This window comes from Caloranaerobacter sp. TR13, from assembly GCF_001316435.1.
Lineage (GTDB): Bacteria > Bacillota > Clostridia > Tissierellales > Thermohalobacteraceae > Caloranaerobacter.
In genome coordinates, this window is the sequence record NZ_JXLL01000002.1 from 31,007 (window position 1) to 57,846 (window position 26,840).

25 protein-coding genes and 1 riboswitch are annotated in these 26,840 nt (G+C 30.2%); of the genes, 23 read left to right on the top strand and 2 right to left on the bottom strand.

Annotated elements, in window-relative coordinates; genetic code table 11:
• Positions 1 to 15: 15 nt before the first annotated feature.
• The 15 genes from TR13x_RS03355 to TR13x_RS03425 all read left to right on the top strand — a co-directional run bounded on the left by TR13x_RS03355 (position 16) and on the right by TR13x_RS03425 (position 16,747).
• Positions 16 to 2,061: a urocanate hydratase gene (locus TR13x_RS03355; protein WP_054870488.1), complete on the top strand. Its 2,046-nt coding sequence runs from the start codon at positions 16 to 18 to the stop codon at positions 2,059 to 2,061.
• Between the two features lie 79 nt (positions 2,062 to 2,140).
• Positions 2,141 to 3,037: a glutamate formimidoyltransferase gene (gene ftcD / locus TR13x_RS03360; protein WP_054870684.1), complete on the top strand. Its 897-nt coding sequence runs from the start codon at positions 2,141 to 2,143 to the stop codon at positions 3,035 to 3,037.
• A 4-nt stretch (positions 3,038 to 3,041) separates the two neighbouring features.
• The gene (gene hutI / locus TR13x_RS03365) at positions 3,042 to 4,325 is read left to right on the top strand and encodes an imidazolonepropionase (protein ID WP_054870489.1); all 1,284 of its coding nucleotides are present in this window, start codon (positions 3,042 to 3,044) and stop codon (positions 4,323 to 4,325) included.
• A complete protein-coding gene (locus tag TR13x_RS03370; protein ID WP_054870490.1) occupies positions 4,310 to 4,927 on the top strand; it encodes a cyclodeaminase/cyclohydrolase family protein in 618 nt (205 codons plus the stop codon). The genes hutI and TR13x_RS03370 overlap by 16 nt, the downstream gene beginning before the upstream one ends.
• A 223-nt stretch (positions 4,928 to 5,150) precedes the next feature.
• Positions 5,151 to 6,413 (top strand): nuclease-related domain-containing protein, encoded by a 1,263-nt coding sequence (locus TR13x_RS03375; protein WP_054870491.1) that lies wholly within the window; start codon positions 5,151 to 5,153, stop codon positions 6,411 to 6,413.
• 228 nt (positions 6,414 to 6,641) lie between these two features.
• A complete protein-coding gene (locus tag TR13x_RS03380) occupies positions 6,642 to 9,710 on the top strand; it encodes an AAA family ATPase (protein WP_054870492.1) in 3,069 nt (1,022 codons plus the stop codon).
• A 72-nt stretch (positions 9,711 to 9,782) separates the two neighbouring features.
• Positions 9,783 to 10,802 carry a molybdopterin-binding protein gene (locus TR13x_RS03385; RefSeq protein ID WP_054870493.1) on the top strand — a complete coding sequence of 340 codons (1,020 nt, stop codon included), beginning with the start codon at positions 9,783 to 9,785 and terminating at the stop codon, positions 10,800 to 10,802.
• 8 nt (positions 10,803 to 10,810) lie between these two features.
• Positions 10,811 to 11,578 (top strand): selenium cofactor biosynthesis protein YqeC, encoded by a 768-nt coding sequence (yqeC, locus tag TR13x_RS03390; protein ID WP_054870494.1) that lies wholly within the window; start codon positions 10,811 to 10,813, stop codon positions 11,576 to 11,578.
• Positions 11,575 to 12,153 carry a molybdenum cofactor cytidylyltransferase gene (mocA, locus tag TR13x_RS03395; RefSeq protein ID WP_054870495.1) on the top strand — a complete coding sequence of 193 codons (579 nt, stop codon included), beginning with the start codon at positions 11,575 to 11,577 and terminating at the stop codon, positions 12,151 to 12,153. Before yqeC ends, mocA begins: the two co-directional genes overlap by 4 nt.
• 5 nt (positions 12,154 to 12,158) lie before the next feature.
• On the top strand, positions 12,159 to 12,965 hold the full coding sequence (gene yqeB, locus TR13x_RS03400) for a selenium-dependent molybdenum cofactor biosynthesis protein YqeB (RefSeq protein WP_054870496.1): 807 nt from the start codon (positions 12,159 to 12,161) through the stop codon (positions 12,963 to 12,965).
• On the top strand, positions 12,965 to 13,786 hold the full coding sequence (locus TR13x_RS03405; RefSeq protein WP_054870497.1) for an XdhC family protein: 822 nt from the start codon (positions 12,965 to 12,967) through the stop codon (positions 13,784 to 13,786). Before yqeB ends, TR13x_RS03405 begins: the two co-directional genes overlap by 1 nt.
• Before the next feature lie 10 nt (positions 13,787 to 13,796).
• Positions 13,797 to 14,672, top strand: a complete 876-nt coding sequence (locus tag TR13x_RS03410) for an aminotransferase class IV (protein ID WP_242851711.1) — start codon at positions 13,797 to 13,799, stop codon at positions 14,670 to 14,672.
• Entirely contained in the window at positions 14,650 to 15,150 is a 501-nt protein-coding gene (locus TR13x_RS03415; RefSeq protein ID WP_242851712.1) for an HAD-IIIA family hydrolase, read from the top strand. Before TR13x_RS03410 ends, TR13x_RS03415 begins: the two co-directional genes overlap by 23 nt.
• A gap of 200 nt (positions 15,151 to 15,350) precedes the next feature.
• Positions 15,351 to 15,437: riboswitch (cyclic di-GMP riboswitch) on the top strand.
• An 89-nt stretch (positions 15,438 to 15,526) separates the two neighbouring features.
• Positions 15,527 to 16,132 carry an HD-GYP domain-containing protein gene (locus TR13x_RS03420; RefSeq protein WP_054870499.1) on the top strand — a complete coding sequence of 202 codons (606 nt, stop codon included), beginning with the start codon at positions 15,527 to 15,529 and terminating at the stop codon, positions 16,130 to 16,132.
• A 108-nt stretch (positions 16,133 to 16,240) separates the two neighbouring features.
• Positions 16,241 to 16,747 (top strand): flavodoxin, encoded by a 507-nt coding sequence (locus tag TR13x_RS03425; protein ID WP_054870500.1) that lies wholly within the window; start codon positions 16,241 to 16,243, stop codon positions 16,745 to 16,747.
• A gap of 26 nt (positions 16,748 to 16,773) precedes the next feature.
• Here the strand turns inward: TR13x_RS03425 and pepT are convergent, their stop codons facing one another.
• The gene (gene pepT, locus TR13x_RS03430; RefSeq protein ID WP_054870501.1) at positions 16,774 to 18,000 is read right to left on the bottom strand and encodes a peptidase T; all 1,227 of its coding nucleotides are present in this window, start codon (positions 17,998 to 18,000) and stop codon (positions 16,774 to 16,776) included.
• 234 nt (positions 18,001 to 18,234) lie between these two features.
• Between pepT and TR13x_RS03435 the strand changes: the two genes are divergently transcribed.
• The 7 genes from TR13x_RS03435 to TR13x_RS03460 all read left to right on the top strand — a co-directional run bounded on the left by TR13x_RS03435 (position 18,235) and on the right by TR13x_RS03460 (position 25,037).
• Positions 18,235 to 19,497 (top strand): DNA polymerase IV, encoded by a 1,263-nt coding sequence (locus TR13x_RS03435; protein ID WP_242851713.1) that lies wholly within the window; start codon positions 18,235 to 18,237, stop codon positions 19,495 to 19,497.
• 41 nt (positions 19,498 to 19,538) lie between these two features.
• A complete protein-coding gene (locus TR13x_RS03440; protein WP_054870502.1) occupies positions 19,539 to 19,781 on the top strand; it encodes a hypothetical protein in 243 nt (80 codons plus the stop codon).
• 85 nt (positions 19,782 to 19,866) lie between these two features.
• The gene (locus TR13x_RS03445; protein ID WP_054870503.1) at positions 19,867 to 21,585 is read left to right on the top strand and encodes a glycosyl hydrolase family 18 protein; all 1,719 of its coding nucleotides are present in this window, start codon (positions 19,867 to 19,869) and stop codon (positions 21,583 to 21,585) included.
• A gap of 80 nt (positions 21,586 to 21,665) precedes the next feature.
• Complete coding sequence (locus TR13x_RS10895; protein WP_082394769.1) at positions 21,666 to 21,833, top strand: aspartyl-phosphate phosphatase Spo0E family protein; 168 nt, start codon at positions 21,666 to 21,668, stop codon at positions 21,831 to 21,833.
• Between the two features lie 125 nt (positions 21,834 to 21,958).
• Positions 21,959 to 22,999 (top strand): acyl-CoA dehydratase activase-related protein, encoded by a 1,041-nt coding sequence (locus tag TR13x_RS03450; protein ID WP_054870504.1) that lies wholly within the window; start codon positions 21,959 to 21,961, stop codon positions 22,997 to 22,999.
• The gene (locus TR13x_RS03455; RefSeq protein ID WP_054870505.1) at positions 22,956 to 24,050 is read left to right on the top strand and encodes an acyl-CoA dehydratase activase-related protein; all 1,095 of its coding nucleotides are present in this window, start codon (positions 22,956 to 22,958) and stop codon (positions 24,048 to 24,050) included. The genes TR13x_RS03450 and TR13x_RS03455 overlap by 44 nt, the downstream gene beginning before the upstream one ends.
• 15 nt (positions 24,051 to 24,065) lie before the next feature.
• Complete coding sequence (locus TR13x_RS03460) at positions 24,066 to 25,037, top strand: acyl-CoA dehydratase activase (RefSeq protein ID WP_054870506.1); 972 nt, start codon at positions 24,066 to 24,068, stop codon at positions 25,035 to 25,037.
• 176 nt (positions 25,038 to 25,213) lie between these two features.
• On the opposite strand, the gene TR13x_RS03465 is transcribed toward TR13x_RS03460, so the two are convergent.
• A complete protein-coding gene (locus TR13x_RS03465; protein WP_054870507.1) occupies positions 25,214 to 25,954 on the bottom strand; it encodes a CAP domain-containing protein in 741 nt (246 codons plus the stop codon).
• Positions 25,955 to 26,132: 178 nt separating this feature from the next.
• Here TR13x_RS03465 and sigI point away from each other — a divergent pair, with 178 nt between their 5' ends.
• Complete coding sequence (sigI, locus tag TR13x_RS03470; RefSeq protein WP_054870508.1) at positions 26,133 to 26,840, top strand: RNA polymerase sigma-I factor; 708 nt, start codon at positions 26,133 to 26,135, stop codon at positions 26,838 to 26,840.

A 26,840-nucleotide genomic window follows, 5' to 3' on the forward strand; every position in this document is an offset into this window, starting at 1 on the left:
TTAAGGGGTGTTAGTATGATATCAAATATTGATATTTCCAAGGCAATGACTATTAAACTAGAAGATATGTTTGAGAAATTGCCAGAAATGCCAAAATTCGTTGAAGGTATAAGAAGAGCACCTAAAAGAGAGTTTGTTTTATCACAAAAAGAAACCGAGTTAGCATTAAAAAATGCATTAAGATATATACCTGAAAAGTGGCATGAAAAACTTGCGCCAGAGTTTTTAGAAGAACTTTTGACTAGAGGTAGGATTTACGGTTATAGATTTAGACCTGAAGGAAATATAAAAGCAAAGCCAATAGATGAATATAAAGGTAATTGTATAGAAGGAAAAGCGTTTCAAGTTATGATAGACAACAATCTTGATTTTGATATAGCTCTTTATCCTTATGAGCTTGTTACCTATGGAGAAACAGGACAGGTTTGTCAGAATTGGATGCAGTATAGACTTATCAAAAAATATCTTGAAGTAATGACAGAAGATCAAACATTAGTAATAGAGTCAGGACATCCTTTAGGTCTTTTTAAATCATCACCAGAGGCGCCAAGAGTAATAATTACAAATGCTTTAATGATAGGTATGTTTGATGACCAAGAAAATTGGCATAGAGCAGCTGCGTTAGGAGTTGCAAACTATGGTCAAATGACTGCTGGTGGATGGATGTATATAGGACCTCAAGGTATTGTTCATGGTACTTATAATACAATACTTAATGCAGGTAGAATAAAATTTGGTTTATCAAACGATGCAGATTTAAGAGGACGTTTGTTTGTAACTTCTGGTTTAGGTGGTATGAGTGGAGCTCAAGGTAAGGCAGCTCAGATAGCTAATGGTGTAGGAATTATTGCTGAAGTTGACTATTCAAGAATACAGACTAGATTTAGCCAAGGATGGGTAAGTAAAATAGTAGACAAACCAGAAGAAGCATTCAAATTAGCTAAAGAATATATGGATAGAAAAGAAGGTATTGCAATAGCTTTTTATGGTAATGTTGTAGATTTATTAGAATATGCAGTTGAAAATAATATAGATATAGATCTTCTTTCTGACCAGACATCATGTCATGCAGTATATGATGGAGGATACTGTCCACAAGGGCTAACATTTGAAGAGAGAACAGAGCTTCTTAAGACCAATAAAGCTAAATTTAGAGAATTAGTAGACAAATCTTTAAGACGTCATTTTGAATTAATAAAGACTTTAGTTGATAGAGGAACATATTTCTTTGACTATGGCAACAGTTTTATGAAAGCTGTATATGATGCAGGAGTTAAAGAAATATGTAAAAATGGTGTGGATGAAAGAGATGGATTTATATTCCCATCATATGTAGAGGACATAATGGGACCACTTCTATTTGACTATGGATATGGCCCGTTCAGATGGGTTTGCTTAAGTGGTAAGCGTGAAGACTTACTTAAAACAGATAAAGCTGCTATGGAATGTATAGATCCAAACAGAAGATTCCAAGATAGAGATAATTATATATGGGTAAGAGATGCAGATAAGAATAATTTAGTTGTAGGTACTCAAGCTAGAATATTATATCAAGATGCAATGGGAAGAATGAAAATAGCTCTTAAATTTAATGAGATGGTAAGAAAAGGTGAAATTGGACCTGTAATGATTGGTAGAGACCACCACGATACTGGAGGAACAGATTCACCATTCAGAGAAACTGCTAACATAAAAGATGGTAGTAACATAATGGCTGATATGGCTACACAATGTTTTGCAGGAAATGCCGCAAGAGGTATGAGCCTTGTAGCACTTCATAATGGTGGTGGAGTAGGAATAGGTAAAGCTATTAATGGCGGTTTTGGATTAGTTCTAGATGGTAGCCAAAGAGTAGATAATATAATTAAAAGAGCAATGCCATGGGATGTTATGGGTGGAGTAGCAAGACGTGCATGGGCTAGAAATGAAAATTCTATTGAAACTTGTATAGAATACAACAAAATGAATGAAGGAACAGATCATATTACAATACCATATATTCCTGATGAAGATTTAGTAAAAGGTCTTGTTGACGAAGCGTTTAAGAAAATGAATAAATAATCTGTATGAGGGGCGTTAAGTCCCTCATACTACTGATAAGAATTGAACTGAACTTAAGGAGGAGATAGGTTTGGCAGCAATGAAAAAGATAATAGAATGTGTACCCAATTTTAGTGAAGGTAGAGATTTAGAAAAGATAGAGAAAATAGTAAATCCGTTCAGAGGAAAAGATGGAGTTAAACTTTTAGATTATCAAAGGGATGAAGATCATAATAGATTAGTTGTAACAGTAGTTGGTGAGCCAGAGCCTTTAAAAGAAGCAGTTATTGAAGCTATCGGAGTTGCTACTCGTCTAATTGATATGACAAAGCATGAAGGACAACATCCAAGAATGGGAGCTGTAGATGTTGTACCTTTTATACCTGTTAAGAATGTTAGTATGACAGAAGCTATCGAATTGTCGAAAGAAGTGGCTAAGGAAGCTGCCCAAAAGTATAATTTACCTATATTCTTATATGAAAAATCAGCTACAAGACCAGAAAGACAAAATCTTGCTAAAATAAGAAAAGGCGAATTTGAGGGTATGGAAGAAAAACTTAAGGACCCAGATTGGAAACCAGATTTTGGTCCAGATAAAATTCATCCAACAGCTGGAGTAACTGCTGTAGGAGCAAGGATGCCTTTAGTTGCATTTAATGTTAATTTATCTACAGATAATTTAGAAATAGCTAATCAAATAGCTAGAAGAGTTAGACATATAAGCGGCGGATTAAGATATTGCAAGGCTATAGGAATAGAACTTAAAGACAGAGGAATTGTTCAAGTTTCAATGAACATGACAGATTATACTAAGACAGCACTTTATAGAGTTTTTGAACTTATAAGAATAGAAGCGAGAAGATACGGTGTAAATATAGTTGGAAGTGAGATTATAGGTCTTGTACCAATGGAAGCGTTAATTGATACTGCTGTATATTACCTTGGCATAGAAGACTTCTCTATGGAGCAAGTTTTAGAAGCTAGGATAATGGAGTGATTACATGAAAGGTAATATTATTATAAAGAATGCCAACGAGCTTATTACTTGTAGTGGTTTTAAAGCTAAGCAAGGTAAAGAGATGTCTGATTTAAAGATAATTAATGACGGGGCAGTAGTAATAGAAGATGGAATAATTAAAGCTGTAGGAAAGACAGAAGAAATACTTAGACAATATAATGAAAAAGACTATGAAGTAATAGATGCGATTGGAAAAGCTGTGTTACCTGGTTTTGTAGATTCTCATACTCATTTTGTATTTGGAGGATATAGAGCTGAAGAATTTTCTTGGAGGCTTCGAGGAGATAGCTACATGGAAATAATGAAAAGAGGTGGCGGAATTGTAAGTACAGTTAAAGCTACTAAAGAAGCTTCTGAAGAAGAATTATTCAAGTCGGGATTAAAGAGACTAGATTCAATGCTTTCTTTTGGAGTGACAACAGTAGAAGGAAAAAGTGGTTATGGATTAGACTATAAAACAGAGATTAAGCAGTTAGAAGTAATGGCTAAGCTTGATAATGTACATCCTATTGATATAGCAAAAACTTTTTTAGGCCCTCATGCAGTACCAAAGGATTATAAAGGAAGAGAAGATGAATTTATAGATTTTATGATAGATGAAGTACTGCCTGTTGTTGCTGAAAGAAAATTAGCTGAATTCTGTGATATTTTTTGCGAAAAGAATGTATTTTCTGTTGAACAGTCTAGAAGGTATCTTAAAAAAGCTAAAGAATATGGATTTAAACTAAAAATTCATGCAGATGAAATTGTGCAGCTAGGAGGAGCTGAATTAGCAGCTGAATTAGGATCCGTTTCAGCAGATCACCTACTGCAGGCATCAGATGAAGGAATAAGACAGATGGCTGAAAAAGGAGTTGTTGCTACGCTTTTACCTGGCACTGCATTTAGCTTAAAAGAGCCTTATGCTAGAGCTAGATACATGATAGACCAGAATTTAGCTATTGCATTAGCTACTGATATGAATCCTGGTAGCTGTCATACAGAGTCAATACCTCTAATTTTTGCATTAGCAACACTTTATATGAATATGACTACTGAAGAAGCTATTACAGCACTTACTATTAATGGAGCTGCTGCAATAGACAGGGCTGATAGCATAGGAAGTATAGATGTAGGTAAAAAAGGAGACATTATAATTCTTGAGTTTCCATCATATAAATATATACCATATCATATTGGTGTAAGTACTGTTGAAAAAGTAATTAAAAACGGCGTTTTAGTTTTTAATAAAGAAGATAGGGGGACAGTATTATGTTACAAGATTTAAACCTTAAGGAATTTTTAGAAAAAACAGCTTCTAAATCACCTGTTCCAGGTGGAGGAAGTGTAGCGGCTTTAAGTGCTTCTTTATCAGCTAGTTTGATTGAAATGGTTGGTAATTTGACTATAGGTAAAAAGGGTTATGAAGATGTAGAAGATGAGATGAAAGAGATAGTTAGTATTTGTTTTAAATACAGAGAAAAATTTGTTAACGATATAGATAGAGATTCAGATGCTTTCAATAAAGTAATGGCTGCTTTCAAATTACCTAAGGATACAGAGGAAGAAAAGGCGGCTAGAAAAAAGGCTATACAAGAAAGCTTTAAAACTGCTGCATTAGTACCTCTTGAAGTAGCTGAAGATGCTTTTAAATTATTAGAGTTTGCAGCAAAGGTTGTAGAAAAGGGTAATAAAAATGCAGTTACAGATGGAGCTGTTGCAGCTATGATGGCAAGGACTGCAGTCCTTTCAGCTTTATATAATGTAAAAATAAATTTAGGTTCTATAAAAGATGAGGAATTTGTATCTAAAGTATCAAAACAGGTTGAAAGTTTAGAATCTCAAGTAAATAATATAGAAAATGAAATACTTTCAAAAGTTGAGTTATAAAATAAATTATTTATTTACAGTCTGACTTCGGGCATATAAGCTCGAAGTTTTTTGTGTTAAAAGAAATAAATAAGAAAATAAATAAGATGAAAAAAGAGACTACCGATAAAAGTAGGTAATTACATAATATAAAATTTTAATTTTATAGATGTATAGTTTATGATATAATTTTTTCATTGGTAAATATAAAAAGGGAAAATACAATATAGTAAGAGGTGAAAAAATGATTTGGAAAATAATAGAACTTTTGATTTTGGTAGTTTTTGTTGTAATTAATTATCTACGTCTTTTACCATTACTGTTTTATGCTTTAATGTTTGCTATTTTTATTAGTTTTTTGGATCCTGAAGAAGGAAAAGGAATATTTATATTAATTGTGGAATTGAGTGTTATTAAGCTTATTATTGATTTAGTTATTAAGAAAATTTTAGCTGCGTTAACCAGAAAAAGGAAAAAAATGAAAACTGTTAATCTTATAAAAAGAGAATTGACAAGATTAAATGAAGAATTTAGTAACATATTATCTCATAAAGTACTCAAAGATGACTTTTCAGAAGTGAATGAAGTTATGATTAAAATTGATCAGCAGGTAGATTTTATGGAAAAAGAAAAAGAAGTTATGGATATGCTTTTTAGTACTCCAAATAACATTAAAACAGCGATTGATATTAATAAGTTAGATGAAATTTCAAATAGTGTAGAAAATCTAAGAGATGTCCCAGAAATAGAAAGACTTTATGAACTTATTGAAAAGATTAAAGAGAAAGCAAATAAATTTACTGATTTTGCAAAAGAGGCCTATGAATATATTAATAAGATGTATTTTGCAAGCCGATCAGGGTTAGCTGGAGAAAAAAGGTTAAATGAAGAACTTTTTCTTTATAGGGATGTAATTAAAAACTTAGGAAGTATTCGATTAGAAGTAGAGAATACAACTGTTGAATCCGATAGCATCATTATATCTGAAAATGGCGTGTTTTGTATTGAGGTTAAAAATTATGGAGACAATTCAAATTCAGGAAAAATTGTAATATCAAAGGATGGGGCATGGAAAAGATATAATGCTTCAGGTAAGGAAGTTCCAATACATAATGTAACAGCACAAATCTATAGACATATAGGAATACAGCAAAGGTTTTTAAATGAAGAATTAAAGAAAATTAATGCCGAAGATGTACCATATGTTCACTTTAGACCAATCGTTGTAATTGCTAATGATAATATTGAGATCGAAAACAATTCAGATATTCCAGTTTTGAGGATATCAAACGTATATCATTATATTTTAAATTATAAGGCTGAAGAAAAATTAGATAAAAAATATTGGGATGCTATTGAAAAAATACTTGTAGAAAATAACAAAGGATTAAAACCTTATCCTGTTAAACATTATACTCCACAAATCGTTGAAGCATATGAAGGATTATTATCTATAGCTAACGACTTTGAAAAAATCTATTATTCTGTTTTAGAAGTATTGCATTAGAATAAGTTTAATACCCATTACTTTAATAAGAGAAGCCCTGGTTATTCAGGGCTTTATTTATTTTCCCTCTTCCCTGTTCACTGTTCCCTATTCTCTATTTCTAGTACCTAATACCCAGTACCTAGTACCCAGCACCCAGTACCTAAATAAAAAAAGGATTTTGATATATTTAGTCGAAATATATGAATAAATCTTCGATTTTAATAAATTAAGTGAAAGTGGGATTATATGGCTTTAATACATGTAAAGATGTTTAATACCCCTACTGTAATAAAGGATGGCAAAAAAATAACTTTTCCTTTAAGAAAAGCAGAAGCTTTGTTTTACTATTTAGTAGTAAATAGAGAAGCAACTAGAGATGAGTTAGTTGCACTTTTGTGGGGAGAACTTTCAGAAACAAAAGCAAAAAAGAATTTGAGAAATACGATGTATAAGATAAGAAAATCTTTTGAGATGGATATTATCATATCTCCACAAAAACAGATTGTTATGTTAAATCCTGAAATAGATTTACATGTAGATTTGGATGTTTTTTTATCCGATAGCGATAATGATATTAAAGCGTATTCAGGAGAGTTTTTACAGGGTTTTTTGGTTAAAGACGCTCAAAAATTTGATGAATGGCTGCTAAGTACAAGAGAGAACTTTAAAGATATATATATATCAAAGCTTTATAAAAAAATAAACGAAAGTCAATTTAAAAATGAATATGATTTAGTTGAAAATTATGCAAAATTATTAATCGAAGCTGATGAATTTGATGAAAAGGCACATAGAATTTTGATGAAACTTTATAGCAATAAAGGAGCTTATAATAGAGCTATTGATATTTACAACAGGCTGCTAAAGAGATTAGATGATGAGTTAGGAATAACTCCTGAGTTAGAAACTAGAGAGTTATATGAAAATATTTTATTTAGGAGAAATTTGTACGAAAAGAAAAATTTGAGTAATAAAGAATTTTTTTATGGAAGAAATAAAGAACTTCAATTTCTAGAGAGAAACTATAAGAAATTCATATATGATAAAGATTCAAAGCCAGTTCTTATAATAGGGGAAGCTGGAATAGGTAAAACGAAACTTAAAGATAAATTTTTAAGTATTATAGACAAGAAAGATGTGTATATAATTGAAGCTAATTGTTACCAAGTGGAAGAAGATTATTTACTTAAACCATGGAATACTATACTTGATAAACTTATTAATATTATCCAAATTGAAAAAATAGATATTCCAGTTTTGTGGAAAAATATTATCTCTTCTATATTTCCTGTATTTGCAGATGAATCAATACAGCTTAATATAAATCCAGTTGAAAAAATAGATAGTTTAAAGTATCAAGTTGTTGAAGATGTAATTTTAAGTATTTTTAAAAAAGTTTCTAGAAGAAAGAAAATATTACTTATATTTGAAGATTTACATTGGATGGATGATATGAGTTTATCTTTACTTGGCAAAATAATTTTACATGATGAAAATAATAATATAAATTTATTAGGCACTTTAAGAAATGTATGTAGTTATAAAATTGAGAAGTTTATAGCACTTTTGAGTAAATACAATAGAGTAGAAAAAATTTGCTTAAGTAGGTTTACGAAAAATGAGGTAGAAGATTTTTTAAGCAAAGCTCTTCCAGAGCATAAATTTTCTGAAGAATTAAAAAATAGGATTTATGAAGAAACAGAAGGCAATACTTTTTTTCTAGTTGAATTTCTAAACACAGTAAAAGAAAAAGGTAATATAAACTTTATGACTTCAAAAATTCAAGACATATTAAAAAGCAGATTACTAGATATTTCTGAGGATGGTAGGAAAATAATAAATATCATTTCATTATTTTTTGATGAAGCAAGTCTAGATATCATAAAAGAAGTAAGTGGAAAAAATGAGTTTGAAATTATTGAAATTATCGACGAATTAAAAAACAAATATATAATTAAGGAAATAATTCAAGAAGACAGAATAAGTTATAAATTTACTCATCAAAAATTAAGAGAGTTTATATATTTTGAACAATCTCAGGCTATGAGAAGACTACTTCATAATAAAGTTGGGCTTATATTAGAGGGTAGTTTAAAGAATAATAACAGCGATATGCTCTTATATCCAAAGCTTATATACCATTTTTCTAATGGAGGCAATAAGTTAGCTACTTTAAAGTATAGTATAAAAAATGTCAATAAGTATTTAGATTTCAGCCATGAACTTTTCCCTGAATTAACAAATATGCCAGTTAAGGACCAAGGATATTTGTATATAACAAAAGATAGAGCTGTTAGGTATTTAGACGATATTGAGAAATTACTTGATGAAGTAAAGGAAAGGGAAGGTCTGACTGAAGAGATTACAAAGCTTGAGATAGCGTTTTTCCATATGAAGGGCAGATATTTAATAAAAGAAGGTGAATATGACAAAGGAACTGATTATATTAAGAAAGTTATTAATAGGTCTATTGAGATTGGAGAATACAAGTATGCATTAAAGGGCTATAGACAAATGATATATTATTCTATTCAGACCCATAATAACGATATTATGAAAAAATATCTAGATTTAGGTTTGAAGCTTGCTAGACAGCTTGAATACAAAAAGGATATGGCTATTTTATTAAGGCTTAAAGGTGTAAATAAGATTATGTCTGGTGAATACAGAAAAGCTGAAGAGCTTTTGAAGGAATCTATAAAAATGTTTACAATACTTAATCAGAATGAAGATAGATATTCACTAAATATAGCAGCTGCCTATAACTATATAGGAGAGATAAGAAGACATAACATGAGTTTTTCAACAGCATTAACATTTTATGATAAAGCTATTAAAATTTGTGAAGACAAAAAGGTAATAAGAGGGCTTACAATATTTACGACAAGTGCCGGACAAGCAGCTTATGATATGGGGGACTATCATAGGGCAAGACAGTATTTAAGAAAAGCATTGAATGTATATAACCAAATTGATACACTTTGGGGGCGTTCAACTGCTGAAGGATACATGGCACTTTTATATGTACAAGAAGGCAAGTATAGAGAAGCTTTAGAGTGCTTAAAAAGAGCAGATTCTTTTTCTAAAAAGTTAAAAAGCCCGTATGAATTGGGATTGGTATATAGAGTCAAAGCTGAGATTAGAGGCAAAATGGATAATAATAGAAATTTATATATCATATTTAAAGACTATCTCAATAAAGAGCTTAAATATTATTGTGATAAGGGGATTGAATATTTAACAGAAGTGAAACAATGTTATGAAATAGATATATTAAAAACATTTAAGAAAAGAAATTATAGTGTAAAGAGTTAGAACTTATTTGAGAACTTTTTGTTTAAAAGAAGATTTTGTTCTATTTATATTAGACTGCTAAGGGGGAGTTAAATGATCAAAGTTAAGGTGGAAGATGCAGTTGGTATGGTTTTAGGACATGATTTAACTAAAATTGTTCCTGGAAAATTTAAAGGGGCTGCATTTAAGAAAGGACATATTATAAAAGAAGATGACATAAAAGTATTAAAAGACATGGGGAAAAATCATATTTATGTTTTAGATTTAAAGAAAGGTTATCTGCATGAAGATGAAGCTGCAAAAAGAATAAGTGAACTAGTTGCTGGTGAAGGTCTTTATTTTACTGGTCCTTCAGAGGGAAAGATAAATATTAAAGCTAAGTATAGAGGGTTGTTGAAAGTAAATATAGATGTATTATCCAGAGTTAATAATATAGATATGGTTATACTAGCTACATTACATAATAATACATTAGTAGAAAGAGATACAACTGTCGCAGGAACTAGAATAATACCTCTTGTGATAGAAGAAGAAAAAATTAGAAAGGTCGAAGAAATAGCTAAAAAACATGGGGAGGTTCTATCTATTAGAAGACTAAAAAAAATGAATGTAGGAATTGTAGTAACTGGAACAGAAGTATATCAAGGTAGAATAGAAGATAAGTTTGGGCCTGTTCTTAAAGAAAAGTTAAAAAAGTATGACTGTAATTTAATTGGAATAAAATATGCTCCTGATGACCCTCATATGATAAAAGAAGCTACTCAAAGACTTGTTGACGAAGGATCAAAGGTTATACTTGTATCTGGAGGAATGTCAGTAGACGCAGATGATGTTACACCAAATGCTATTAGAGATATGGCTGATACAGTTATTACTTATGGCTCACCTGTTTTACCTGGAGCAATGTTTATGCTTGCATATGTTAAAGACATTACATTAATAGGAATACCTGCTTGTGGCATGTATCATAAGACTACAATATTTGACTTAGTTTTTCCAAGAATAATAATTGAAGAAAAGTTAACTAAAAAAGATATTATATCGTTGGCTCATGGGGGGCTTTGTCTAGGATGTGAAATATGTAAATATCCTATATGCCCATTTGGCAAGTAGGTGAAATAATGAAGCTATTTAAAGCTTTAGATATAGATTCTCAAATTAAGGAACTTATTTGTTTTGTAGGAGCAGGTGGAAAAACGACTACTATGTTTAAATTGGCTAGAGAGTTAAAAGGTCTAGGCTGTAAAGTTCTAGTTACCACAACGACAGCTATTTTTAAACCTATTAAAGAAGAGTATGACAACCTTATAATTACAAATTCATTAAACTTAAAAGATTTTGATAATATTAATAAAGGCACAGTAACAGTATTGGGCAGAGAAATTTCTAAAGAAAATAAACTCTTGGGATTAGATAAGATATTTATTGAGAAATTATATAATTCAAAGCTGTTTGATCATATACTAGTTGAAGCTGATGGCTCGAAGCGAAAACCTATCAAAGCGCCTGCAAGCTATGAACCTGTATTGCCTTGTAATGCAACCAAAGTAGTTGGGTTGATAGGATTAGATTGTATTGGCAGAAAGATATATGATGACAGTGTTCATAGACCAGAAATATTTTGCCAGATTACAGGTAGTAATATAGGAGAAATTATAGATGAGGAAAAGATTTTTAAAATAGTTGTTTCAGATAACGGGATTTTCAAAAATACAACTCAATATTGTGCTAGGTATCTTATACTAAACAAATGCGATACAGATAGAGAAAAAAGATGTGGAATAAATATAGTGAAGAAGGTAATAAGTAGTAAATACAAGCTGTCTAAAATTTTGATAGGACAAATGAAAGATAACGAAATCACTTATATATGGAGTGATAAAATTTGATTTCAGGCATTATATTAGCTTCTGGTTTTTCTAGAAGAATGGAAAGAGATAAACTATTACTTGATATTAACGGTATGACTATTATCGAAAGAGTTATAAAAACAGTTTGTGAATCTTATGTTGATGAAGTGATAATGATATATAGAAAGAATGAGATAAAGGAAATAGCTAAAAGATATGGTATTAAAACTGTTTTCAATAAAAGAGCGAAATTAGGGCAGAGTGAGGCTGTAAAACTTGGTATTATTTCATCTTCAAAAGATGTAAAAGGTTATATGTTTTTTATGGGAGATCAGCCGTTTTTGAAAGTAGAAGCAATAAATAATATAATAAATGTATTTAAATCGGGAAAGTATCAATTAGTAGTGCCAATTTTTGATGGTAAAAGAGGTAACCCTGTTATTTTTTCAAGAGATTTAAGGCAGCAGTTATTAAATATATCTGGAGATATTGGTGGAAGAGCTGTAATACAAGGTTTAGGTGACAAAGTAGGATTTGTATATTTTAATAATAGAAAAATTGGGATGGATATAGATACTTGGGAAAATTATTTAAATTGTAGGGAGTGGGGTTAGTATTTATGACGGAAGATATAGTTTTTATACGAGGTGGAGGCGATATTGCAACTGGTATTGCCCATAAATTATATAGATGTGGATTTAGAGTATTAGTATTAGAAATAGAATGGCCTACTGTAATAAGAAGGAAGGTTTCTTTTGCCCAGGCAATATTTGATGGTGAAACTGTTGTTGAAGGAGTAAAAGCTGTAAAAGTAACTAATGAAGAAGAAATATTCATGTCATGGAATAATGATTACATACCAGTTTTAATAGATAGTCAATTGAATATCTTAGAAAAAATAAAACCTGATATTTTAGTAGATTCTATATTAGCTAAAAAAAATTTAGGTACAAATAAAAATATGGCACCAATAACAATAGGTGTTGGGCCTGGCTTTAAAGCAGGAGAAGATGTTCATGTAGTTGTTGAAACAAATAGAGGGCATAACCTTGGAAAACTTATTTTTGATGGATTTGCAGAGCCAGATACTAAAATACCACAAGAGGTTATGGGTTATACTTCAGAAAGAGTATTAAGAGCTCCTTGTGATGGTATCATTAAAAATGTTTTTGATATTGGTGATTATGTTAGTAAAGGGCAGATAGTTACATATGTAAATGGAGAACCTGTAAAAGCTTTGATTGATGGTGTGATAAGAGGATTAATTATGAATAATACTTTAGTTAAAAATGGGTTTAAAATTGGTGACATAGATCCAAGAGGAATAAAGGAGTATTGTTTTACAATATCAGATAAAGCTAGAGCTGTTGGTGGAGGAGTTCTAGAAGCAATACTTTACCTTAAGACAAGAAGGGGGAGTTTTTAATGGAGTATAAGGTTTTAGAAAAGATAACTGAACAGGTTAGATTAAATAAAAAAGTGGCTTTAGCTGTCATTACTAGAGTTGAAGGTTCTTCTCCAAGAGAACAGGGGGCAATGATGGCTGTGCTAGAGGATGGTAAAACATATGGAACTATAGGTGGGGGAAAATTGGAATTGGTAGTTACTGAATATGCTAAAAAATGTATAGCAAATGGAAAGAATGAAACATATAGACTTAAGCTTAATGATGAAGAAGGGAGTCTACATATGAAATGTGGAGGGCAAGCAGATGTTTTCATTAAGGTTTTTAAACCTAATTATAAACTTTTAATTGTAGGCGGTGGACATATTGCATTTAAGTTATATGAAATAGGTAAAATATTAGGATTATATACGGTAATATTTGAAGACAGAGAAGAATATTGTAGAAAAGATAGATTTCCTGAAGCAGATGAATTAAAATTAGGAAGTATCGAAGAAAGTTTAAAAAATTATCCTATAGATGAGAATTGTTATATAGTAATAGTTACTAGGGGACATAAGTTTGATGAAATAGCACTCAAGACTGTAATATATAGTAAAGCTAAGTACATTGGTATGATAGGAAGTGTTAATAAAACAAAGTATGTATTTGACAATTTAAGGAGGCAAGGAGTATCTGATGATATATTAGGTAAGGTTTTTGCTCCAATAGGTTTAAAATTAGGAGGACATACACCAGAAGAAATAGCTTTAAGTATTATGTCAGAAATACTTCTTATTAAGAATAATGGAGTGCTAAAGCATATGAAAGAACTTATGATGAAGGATGATAAAGAACTGTGAGGTGGCAAAAATGTCAAATGACTTGTATTTAGGCTTTTGTATTATTAATGATAAAGTTTGCTTGACTGAAAAAGTTAGCATATCTGATTTAATAAATTCACCATCCATATATGAAGTTATTAGAGTTATAGATGGTATTCCTCTATATGTAGAAGAGCATTTGTTGAGAATGAGGGAATCAGCTGAATTACTTGGATTTAGAATAAAAAAGTCAGATGATGAAATATTAAATGAAATAAAAAAATTGATTACTGTAAATGAATTTCCAAATTTAAATATAAAATTGGTATTTAGCAATCTTAATAAAAGTAATCAGCTATTCTTAGCATATTTTATAAAAAGCTATTATCCAGAGAAGGAAGTTTATGAAAAAGGTATACATACAATTCTTTTTAATGTTGTAAGGGAAAATCCGAATGCTAAAATAGTAAATACTAAGTTTAAAGAAAGAGTTAAAAAAGAGCTAGAAGACAAAAATGCATTTGAGGCTCTTTTGGTTAATGAAGAGGGATATATTACTGAAGGCAGTCGTTCTAATATATTTTTTGTTATAGATGACAAGGTATACACAGCGCCAGAAGGTGAAGTTTTACAGGGAGTTACCAGAAAAAGAATACTGAAAGTTTCAAAAGAGATAGGAATAGAAATTATAAAAAAACATATACATATTGATGAGTTAAAAAATTTAGATGGGGCTTTTATGACAGGAACATCTGTAAATATTTTACCGATAAGGACTATTAATGAAATAGAGTTAGATTCTGTTAACAATAAAATAATAAAAGAATTAAGCATAGGTTATATTAATGATATGCAGAAGTATATTGAATCAAGAAAAAATTATTCTAGGAGTGGTTTTACTTATGAAAGCTATATTTTTGGATAGAGATGGAGTTATAAATGATAATAGTAAACATGTAAATAAACCCGAAGATTTAATAATTTATGAATCGGCTAAAAAAGGGTTAAAAAAGTTATATGATGCTGGATATACATTATTTATAGTTACTAATCAAGGTGGTATTGAATTAGGATATTTAACAGAAGAAGATTTAGATAAAATACATAAAAGGCTATTAGAAGAACTTAAGCCGTACTGTGAAATTAAAGATATTAGATTTTGTCCTGATTTTTACAGAAAATCAGAATGCAGAAAGCCTAAACCTGGCATGATTTTAGACCTTGCTGAAAAATACAATATAGATCTAAGTCAAAGTTGGATGATAGGAGATATGGATACAGATATTATTGCAGGTTTGAAAGCTGGATGCAAAACTGCAAAAATAGGGAAGACATATGAAAAAGCACATATAAACGGAAAAGACCTAGATGATGTAGCAGAAAAAATATTATCTCAAGACTAAAAGGCAGCTAAAGGCTGCTTTTTAATTTGTGAATAAACTTAGTTTTTTAATATATAAGATAGCTAAGTTAAATACTATATTGTTTTTGTAGAATTTTGAAAAAAAATTAACGAAAAAAAGAAGGAATTTGTTTATTAGTGTAGAATATGTAAAAATGTGAATTTATAAACAGGTATAAAGCACCAATTTAATATTGAATAATATGATAAAGGCAAACCTATCGAAAGGTAGGGGCGCAAAGTCATGGGTCTAAGGGATTTTTGTCCTACGATTGCCAGACTGCCATATTGTTTTTATATTATTTGACTTAGGCAGAAGGTACCCATGTTGGGTATTTTTTTTATACAAAAGAGTAATGAGGTTTAGGGGGGAAAAAATGGAGTTTGTAATAAACAATAATATTTCTTATGATATCATGAAATGCTTGGTTGCATCACTAGAAGCTAAAGATATTTATACTGGTGGACATTCAAGTAGAGTTGCATCGATGATTTTTGATCTTTGTAAAAAATTAAATTTACCTTCATATCAAATTAGTATAATTTATATAGCAGCTCAACTGCATGATATCGGGAAGATAGGTATTCCTGATTACATATTAAATAAGAAAGATTCTTTGACAAAAGATGAATGGGATAAGATAAAATCTCATCCAGAAATAGGGTATTCAATATTAATAAGGTCAAATAAATTGAAAAATATAGCTAAATTAGTGCTACATCATCATGAAAGATGGGATGGAAAAGGGTATCCACATGGGTTGAAAGAGGAAGAGATTCCGTTAGGTTCTAGAATAATAGCTATTTGTGATACAATTGATGCTATGACATCTAATAGGCCATATAGAGATAGGTTTACATTTAAGGAATGCTATGATGAGATTATTAGGAATAGAGGTATTCAATTTGATCCATTTTTAGTTGATAGTATAGGTGATTTGTGGACTAAATGGGAAAAATATTTAATGGAAAATATTATGTGATATAAAAATAAAAGTTTCTTCTTATTCCTGTTTTTTATCAAAATTAATATTCTATTTCTAATTATCACGAATATAGATAGTACAGATATTAATAAAGAGGTGTTTTAAATGGATGATAGACAATTAAAAAAGCTAGTGCTTTATTATTCTCTGGAAGGAAACACAGAATTTATAGCTGAAAATATTGCAGATAAGATTAATGCAGATATTTTAAAATTAAAGCCTGAGAAAGAAATTAGTACTCATGGGTTTATGAGATATTTTTGGGGTGGTAAACAGGTCGTTTTCAAAGAAAAGCCTAAATTATTTCCTTTTGATAAAAATCCTGATGATTATGACGTAATTTTTATAGGCACACCTGTATGGGCTGGCACTTATGCTCCAGCTTTTAATACATTTTTCGATACCATCAAGCTAAAAGATAAGTATATAGCGTTATTCTGCTGTTATAGTGGCAAAAGCTCAAGTACTTTTGAAAATATGAGAAAAAAATTAGAGGGTAACCAGATACTAGGGGAAATAGGTTTTAAAGACCCATTAAAATATGATAAAGAACAGAATGCAAATAAAGTGAGACAATGGGCTGAAAATATAATTTCAAAGATTAAAAAATGAGCCGAAGGACTACTGTTCTTCGACTATTATTTTTTTGCATATATTTCTACAATTTTTAAAATAACTTCAACTGCCTTTTCCATTGCAAATGTTGGTATATATTCATATCTTCCATGGAAGTTATGCCCTCCAGTGAAGATGTTAGGAGTAGGAAGCCCCATAAATGATAATCTTGCTCCGTCTGTACCGCCTCTGATAGGTACAACTACAGGAGTGACATTTGCAGCTTTCATTGCTTCAATTGCAGTATCTACAACATGTTTTACCTCTTCAATTTTTTCTTTCATGTTATAATACTGGTCTTTTATTTCTATTTTAACAGTACTATTACCGTATTTATCATTTAATTTATTGGCAATTTCCTCTACTAATTCTTTTCTTTTTTCAAAATTATTTCTATCAAAATCTCTGATTATGTAATAAAGTTCAGTTTTTTCAACGCTTCCTTTTATTGAAATTAAATGATAGAAACCTTCATATCCTTGGGTATGTGCAGGGGTTTCAGTTTCAGGAAGCATATTTATAAATTCATTTGCAATAAGCATTGAGTTTTTCATTTTATTTTTAGCACTACCAGGATGTATGTTTATACCGTTTATATATATTCTTGCACTTGCCGCATTGAAATTTTCGTATTCAAGCTCGCCTATTGCACCACCATCTATTGTGTAAGCAAAGTCAGCATTAAATTTTTCTACATCAAAATGATCTGCACCTCTACCTACTTCTTCGTCAGGAGTAAAAGCAATACGAATAGTACCATGTGGTATTTCAGGGTGATTTATTAAGTATTCCATTGCAGTAATTATTTCTGCAATTCCAGCTTTATCATCTGCTCCAAGAAGTGTATTACCATCGGTAGTTATGATGTCTTTACCTATGTAATCTCTTAATTCAGGATAATCGTTAGGAGATAAAATTATATTTTTTTCTTTGTCAAGGACAATATCTTTGCCATCATAATTTTTTACTATTTGAGGGTTAACATTTTTTCCAGGCATTTCTGGACTTGTATCCATATGAGCGATAAAACCTATAGTAGGTATGTTACCTTCTACATTAGCAGGAAGTGTAGCCATTACATAACCATTTTCATCTACAGAAACATTTTTTAAGCCTATTTCTTCTAATTCCTTAGCAAGTTCTTTAGCAAGAACCATTTGACCATCTGTAGTTGGAATAGTAGTAGATTCCTCGTTAGATCTTGTGTCGTACTTTACATATTTTAAAAATCTTTCTACAACTTTTGACATATTAAACCTCCTTTACAAAATTTCAGTTATTCTTAACTTTGTCGATAATCTACATATATATATCTTATCATATTATGAGCATATTACTCTAAATTTTTAAATTTTAAAACAGTTTTTTTAGCTTCTTCCAATATGATTTTTGAAACAAACTTAAGATTATACTTCTAAAAATTTATGTTTGGTGATATAATATAATGCGAACATATGTTCTATAAAAAATAAGGAGGGATTAAAGTGCTGAATAAAAATTCCAAGATAATCATGCATATTGATGTCAATTCGGCATTTTTATCCTGGCAGGCAGCATATAATAAGCAGATTGGTATAGAGGTAGATTTAAGAGAAATACCGTCAGTAGTAGGAGGTAGACAGGAAACAAGACATGGTATAGTGTTGGCTAAGTCTATACCTGCAAAAAAGTTTGGAATAAAAACTGGCGAAAGTATAATGGAAGCAAGGAGTAAATGTAAGGATTTAGTTGTTGTACCACCTAATTATGGGCTGTATATTAAGTGTCATAATGCGTTGATATCTTTACTTAAGGAATACTCTCCTAAAATTTCAGTATTTAGTATAGATGAGTGTTTTTTGGATTTTACGGGTAAGGAAGAGCATTTTAGTGACCCTATAGATGCTGCACATGAAATAAAGGATAGAATATATAGAGAGCTTGGTTTTACAGTAAATATAGGGATTTCAGTAAATAAGCTTTTGGCTAAACAGGCAAGTGAATTCCAAAAGCCTAATAAAGTACATACACTTTTTCCAAATGAGATAAAAGATAAGCTTTGGCCACTGTCAGTTGAAGAACTGTTTATGGTAGGATTAAAGACTAAGATAAAACTTAATAAAATAGGGATATATACTATAGGGGATTTAGCAAATAGTGACTATAATCTTATTTCATCGAAGTTTAAATCTCATGGAAGGTTGATATATAGGTATGCTTGGGGAATAGATTATTCAAACATAAAATATACCAATTATATACCTTTTAAAAGTGTAGGGAATGGAAGTACACTTCCTTTTGATGTAAATGATAGACAAACAGCTTATAAAATACTTTTGAGTTTAACAGAAACAACTACTAGAAGACTTAGGCAAGCAAATATGCAGTGTAGTGTAGTATCTATTGGGCTAAAAACATCTGAATTTAGTTATTCAAGTCATCAGAGAAAGCTACTATCTCCTACAAATTCAACAAATGAAGTGTATGAAGTAACTAAAGTTTTATTTGATGAATTATGGGATGGTTCATATATAAGATATTTTAATGTAAGATTGTCAGATCTTATTTCGAATGATATGACTCAGCTTACGATATTTGATAGAAATGACAGACAAAAACTTGAAAAACTAGATAGGGCAGTAGATTTTATAAGAGATAAATATGGAGACAAGGCAGTAATGAGAGCAACATTTTTACATAGTGGTCTTAAATCTATGTTGGGCGGTTTTGGAGCAGAGGAATATCCAGTTATGATGAGTATGCTTTGATTGTTTGTACGGTATTTCAAATTAAAATGGAGGGATATTTTATGAAGGTATTAAATCATCCTATAGATATGATTGCTATATTTGAATCGGATACTGGGAAAATAACTCCGTTTAAATTCAGATATAAGGATATTTCTGTTAAGGTGCAAAAAATATTAAAGACATATGAAGAAAAGATAGCAGGGAATAGGAGAATAGTTTTTATTTGCATGCATAATGAAAAAGACATATACGAAATCAAATATGAAGTAGATACATTTAAATGGTTTTTGTTTAAGAAATAGATTTGCCTTGAATTTCCTGTGAATTTTTTAAAATATATTGGTATAATGTAAATAGATGTAAATGAGTAAGAGATGGGAGGGTTTTATGCTAAAAAAAGGATTAATATTTGTATCTGTGGTTACTATTATGACAGTTTTATCTGTATTAGGATTATTATACTTTAAGTCATATGAGCCTCAGAATATTGCTAAGGCCTATCTTGAAAATGAAGCTAATATTGTGATAGAAGATATAGCGCTTAAATCAGAAGTATATTCTGTGATAGAAGGCGATAGAATATATATTCCTGTTGAGATTATAAAAGGGTATTTAAATTCAGATGTTGTTTTAGATGAAGATGACAATAGGTTATATTTACAAATTAAGAACCCTGTATTTAAGCTTGAGACAAAAAAGTTAGATAATATGATTAAAAATGGTATAAATTTAAATTTTCTTACAGTTGATATACAAGGTAAACAGTATTTAAATATTCGAGGGCTTGAGAAAATATTTGATATAAATGTAAATTATATTGAAGACACTAATACTTTAATAATAGACAGACTTAAAGATGCTATTAAAGTTGGAAAGATTAAGTCTAATACCTATCTTAGACCTAAAAAATCTTCCTTCAGTTTTGTAATGGACAAGCTTCAGGAAGGTGAAGAAGTAATAGTTTTTGAAGAAAATGAAAAATGGATTAAAGTAAGAACACAAAAAGGCTATGTAGGATATGTTCTAAAGAAGATAATTGATATCAAAGCAGAAAATGTAAGGCTAGATAGAAAAATTAATAATATTAGACAAAATGTAATGATAGATGGAAAAATAAATTTGGTTTGGGACTATGTATATAAATATTCTAAAGATTTATCAAAAGAAAATAAGATAGAAGGACTAGATATAATATCTCCAACTTGGTTTTCGATTGATTCAAATGGGTATATAATAAACAACGGAGATTATAGTTATGTTAACCAAGCACATAAAAAAGGATATAAAGTATGGGCCCTTATAGATAATCAATTTAATAGGGATTTGACAAAACAATTTTTAAAAAGTAGACAAGCTCAAGAGAATTTAATAAAACAGTTAGTTGTATATTCAAGCATATATGATCTAGATGGAATAAATATAGATTTTGAAAATGTATATTATGAAGATAAAGACAGATTGACGGAGTTTGTAAAAAAACTTACTGAGACTTTGAAGCAGCAGAACATAATAGTTTCTATGGATATGACAGTACCTTCAACAAATCCGAATTGGTCTAAGTTTTATGATAGAGAAAAATTAAGTAAAATATTAGATTACTGTATAGTTATGACCTATGATGAACATTGGGCGACAAGTCCAAAAAGTGGTTCTGTAGCTTCAATAGGATGGGTAATAAATGGAATACAAAATAGTCTTAAATATATACCAGAAAAGAAGCTAATAATGGGATTACCTTTTTATACAAGGCAATGGGAAGAGTATAAAGATAATAAAGGAAGGCTTAGAGTTAAATCAAAGGTATTAACTATGGAAGAGGTAGAAAAGATAATAAAAGAGAACAATTTAGAAGTAATTTGGCTTAAAGAAGAAGGACAGCATTATACTGAGTACTTCAGAGAAGGCAAAAAATATAGAATATGGATAGAAGATGATAAATCTATAGAGCTTAAAGCCAAATTGGTTTACAGATATAATTTGGCAGGTGTTGCAAGCTGGAGAAAGGGGTTTGAAAAAGAAAGTATTTGGACAGTTTTAAATGATATTATAAAAGTGAATAATAAAGATATTGGAAATTCTGTTATTAGTTTTAATGGGTTGAATTAAAAGGATATAAATGATATTATTATATAAGTTGTGTGTATTTTTCCACAATTTAGGCAAAAAATGTTAGAAGGGGAATTTATATGGCGTATAAATTAAATGGAGAAAATTTAAAAAAAATAATTGAAAATAAACGCCAAGAACTTAATGAGCTTTTATCTAAAGAAAATGTAGACAAAGAAAAGGTTTTAAAATTAAGTATGCAATTAGATGAATTGATATACGAATATTATTGTATTAATAAAGCATAAGATAGATTAAATATGTTTCTGCTTTTAGTGGAAACATATTTTCTTTTTTTGATATAATATTTTAAGATATGCCGTATAGTGGTATTAGGAAATAATTTAGCTACTTCAGATTGGGGGGAAGGCAATTGAAAATTGGAATTCCAAAAGCACTTTTGTATTATTACTATGGACCTTTTTGGAAGACTTTTTTTGAAGAGCTTGAAATGGAAGTGGTAGTTTCAGAGGACACGAACAAGAAACTTATAAATGAGGGTATAAAGGCATCTGTCCCTGAAATATGTGTTCCTATAAAAATCTTTATAGGGCATTGTATTGATTTAATAAAAAAGGATGTAGATTATATATTTGTACCACGGATGATTTCTATATATAAAGGAGAGGTATTTTGTCCTAAGTTTATGGGACTCCCAGATATGCTTATACATGGAGTAGAAGGAATGGAAGACAAAGTACTTACTTGTCATATAGAATCGAAAAGTGATGATATATCAGATTATAGAAATTATATCGACATTGCTGAAAAACTTGCTTTACCGCATGATAAATTAAAGAAAGCGTGCAGAGTTGCATCAGAGAAATGGTATAGATTTAGAGAGTATAATAAAAAAGGATACCATGTTTTAGAAGCTATTGACATGGTTAATAATAGTGTTAAAATAGAAAGCACAAAAAGATCTGATAGTGATGTGAAATTAGGTATATTAGGGTATGTATATAACATGTATGATAGCTTTGTTAATATGAATGTAATAGACAAGCTAAAAAGTTTAAATGTTGATTTTATAACTTTTGATATGATAGATGAAAGTGAATTAAGAAAATATATCGATGATATGGATAAGGCATTATTTTGGACATTCAGCAATAAACTTTTAGGGGCGGGATATAAATTTTTTAGAGAGAATGAAGTAGATGGTATAATACATATTACAGCATTTGGTTGTGGCCCTGATTCATTTTTAGGAAAACTCTTTGAAATAGAGTCAGATGATACAAAACTACCTTTTATGACTATAAGGGTAGATGAGCATACAGGTGAAAATCATCTACAAACTAGAATAGAAGCTTTTGTAGACATGATAAGAAGAAAAAAAGCAAAAGTAATGCAATGGGGGGATAAGATTGAAGGTAGCATTTCCTTATATGGGGACAGTAGTTGTTTATAAAAAGCTTTTAGAGCTTCTAGGGCATGAAGTTGTAGTTCCTCCAAGACCATCTCAAAAAACGATAGATTTAGGTGTTAAATATAGTCCTGAATTTGCTTGCTTTCCATTTAAGGTTATAATAGGGAGTTATATAGAAGCTTGTGAAATGGGAGTAGATACTATTGTAACAAGTGGTGGACATGGTCCGTGCAGAGCTGGTTTCTATGGGGAAATACATAAAAGAATTTTACATAAAATGGGCTATGATGTAGATGTAATTATATTCGATGCAATAAATAGAGACAAAGATAGATTTATAGAAAATGTAAAGAAAGTTAAAGGCAAAAATTCATGGCTTAAATTAGCCAAGGCAATAAGATTTACTTATGATTTACTGAAGCAAATAGACGTTTTTGATAAGGAAATACATAGAATAAAACCGTACGAAGAAGTACCTGGTTCTGCATACAGGGCTTGGCAGGAAATACAAAAAGAATTTGATTCAGCATATGATAAGAAACAATTGAAAAAGGCTGTTGATAGAAGTAAGGAAATAATAAATTCTATTCGTTTAAAGAAAGTTGATGAAAGAGAGAAAATTAGGATTGGAATAGTAGGAGAAATCTATGTTGTTATGGAGCCATCGATAAATATGGAAATAGAAAAGGTTCTAGGAGAATTAGGATGTGAAGTAGAGAGATCTCAATACCTGTCAGAATGGGTTGATTTTAATCTTATGCCTAGCTTTTTAAAGAAAACACATGAAGAAGAAGTATTGAAAAAAGGTGAAAAATATATAGAGATAATTATAGGTGGTCATGCAAAGCAAACAGTTGGTTTTATTGTTGATTTTAAGGATAGAGGATTTGATGGAGTAATTCATTTAATGCCTTTTGCTTGCTTACCTGAGCTTGTATCTCAGAGTATAATACCTAAAATATCTAAAGAGCATGATATACCGGTGCTTACTTTATCTATAGACGAACAGACTGGTAAAGCAAATAATTTAACTAGAATAGAAGCATTTATAGATTTAATAAGAAACAAAAAACTAGGTAAGTTTGTAGTTTAGAAGGGGGAAAACAAAATGGTTAGGGCTTATATAGGTATTGATGTAGGTTCAGTAAGTACGAATATTATAGTACTTGATGAAAATAATGAAGTTTTATTTAAGTTATATGAAAGGACAAATGGTCAGCCATTAGAAACTATTAAAAAAGGGTTAAAAAAATTAAAAGATGAATTAGGAAAAAATATTGTTGTAAGTGGAGTAGGTACTACTGGAAGTGGTAGACAACTTGCAGGAGTTATGATTGGGGCAGATATTGTTAAAAATGAGATTACAGCTCATGCTGTGGCTACTGTTCATTATGTTCCAAATGTTAGGACAATTTTTGAAATAGGGGGACAAGATTCAAAAATAATCTTAATAAAGGACCAGATGGTTGTGGACTTTGCAATGAATACTGTATGTGCAGCAGGTACGGGTTCATTTTTAGATCATCAAGCAGAGAGATTAGGAATACCTATAGAAGAATTTGGAGAACTTGCTTTGACTTCAAAAAATGATGTAAGAATAGCAGGAAGATGTACTGTATTTGCTGAGTCAGATATGATAGCAAAGCAGCAATATGGATTTTCTAAAGCTGATATAATAAAGGGACTATGTAATGCATTAGTGAGAAATTATATAAATAATTTAGGCAGAGGCAAAAAACTAGAACCTCCATATGTTTTTCAAGGAGGAGTAGCAGCTAATGTTGGTATAAAAGCTGCTTTTGAAAGAGAAGTAGGACATGAAGTAGTAGTTCCTAAATATTATAATGTAATGGGAGCAATAGGTGCAGCACTATTAGCTAAAGAAGCAGTAAAAGAAAAGGGAAAAACCAATTTCAGAGGTTTTGATTCACTTAAAACTAATTTTGTTCCTTCAAGCTTTATTTGTACTGGATGTTCAAACACGTGCGAGGTTATCAAGGTTGAAATGGATGGAACACCTATAGCTATGTGGGGAGATAGGTGTGGTATGTGGACAGAAAAAGTAAAACAGGCAATATAAGTAGCGGACAGGTGACAGTTTGCAGTGGACAGTTAACAATAAATAGCTAACAGCTATCGGGGCTGTTAGCTATTTTCAATTTCTAATTTTACATTTTCAATTTTAAATTTCTTTATCCAGTATCCAGCACCAAGTACCTAGTACCAAGTACCCAGTACCTAGCGACGCAGTCGCTTTTACTTAGGCTTACTTATAAACATTTCAGTAATCAAATTTCCATATTTACTACTTTTTTCAATTCCAACACCTATATGTGTGAAATTAGGATTTAAAATGTTGTCTCTATGACCTTTAGAATTCATAAAAGAATTATGAGCATTCTCTATTGAACGATTTGCTGCAATATTTTCACCTGCTGCTAAAAATTTAATTCCAAAGCTTTTCATCATATCAAATGGACTACCGTAAGTAGGAGAGTAGTGGCTAAAATAATCGTTTTTCTCCATATCTTGAGATTTAATTCTAGCTACTCTAGTAAGCTCCTTGTCTACTTGTAAAGGTTTTAGATTTCTTTTAATTCTTTCATTATTTATTAATGTTACCATTCTCTGTTCTTCATCTGTAAGTCTATAAACTTCCTTAACTTGCTTTTCTTCATTTTCTACAACAACAGGTTTAGCATTATCTGAAGCTACACAGCCAACCTTATTGTTAGGGAGCTTCACCACATACCAATTTCCGAATTTACCTATAACATCTACTATATCTCCTTTTTTAAGTTTTGCTACTACTGGGAAATTAGTCCCTTTACCAGATCTTACATTACAGTCATCAACTGTTATCTTAATATTTTCAATATTTGCAGTATCAAATATTGAAGAAGTTTTACTTTGCATTTGTATAGGTTTCTTACTTGGAGCAGTGCAGGATACTAAAAAAAGTGTTAAAATTAACAATATAGCAAATGTTTTTTTCATTTTAATACCTCCATATAAAAATAGTTTAAATATATTTTTTGCAAAAAAAATTAATTTTATTTAATTTTATAGTGTAAAGTTTCTATAATTAATTATTCCAATTCCTTAGAAAAATAAATTAGTTTACCGAATATATATTAGGGTCACATCTAATTTTGTTCATAAGCGAGGTGACAAAATGCTGTTTAGAAAATCACTAGAAGATAGAGTAGAAAAAGCTAAAAAAGACGCTGAAGAATTAAATAACTTGATTAAGGAATATAAACCATTTATAGCTAGTACAATTCAAAAAAAGACGGGTAAATTTTTAAAATACGGATATGATGATGAACTAACTATTGGTATGATGGCATTTAAAGAAGCTATAGAGTCTTATGATAGAAGTAAAGGTAAATTTTTGAGTTTTGCAAAAATGGTGATTAGTCTTAGAATAATAGACTATTATAGGAAGAAAGAAAAGGATAAAAAAGTTATATTGTTTAATGAAATTGAAAGTAATGAAGAGAATAGCAATATAAATTATAGTTTAGATAAATCTATTACAGTTTTTAGAGATAGAGAAGAAAACGAGATAAGGAAAATTGAGATACAAGAATATAAAAAGGAATTGAATGACTGGGGTATAGATTTTTATGATTTAGTTAAAGAGTCTCCAAAACAAGATAAGGTCAGAAAATTATATAAAGAGATTGCTAAAAAAATAGTCGAGGATACAACAGTATTACAAAGCTTGTTATCTACTAGAAGATTACCAATAAAAGAAATACAGAAAATTATGCCGATACACCGAAAAAAATTAGAAAGAGGTAGAAAGTATATAATAGCAATGGTTATAGTTCTTATTGGCGATTATCAATATATAAGGGAGTATGTAGACTGGAGGTGA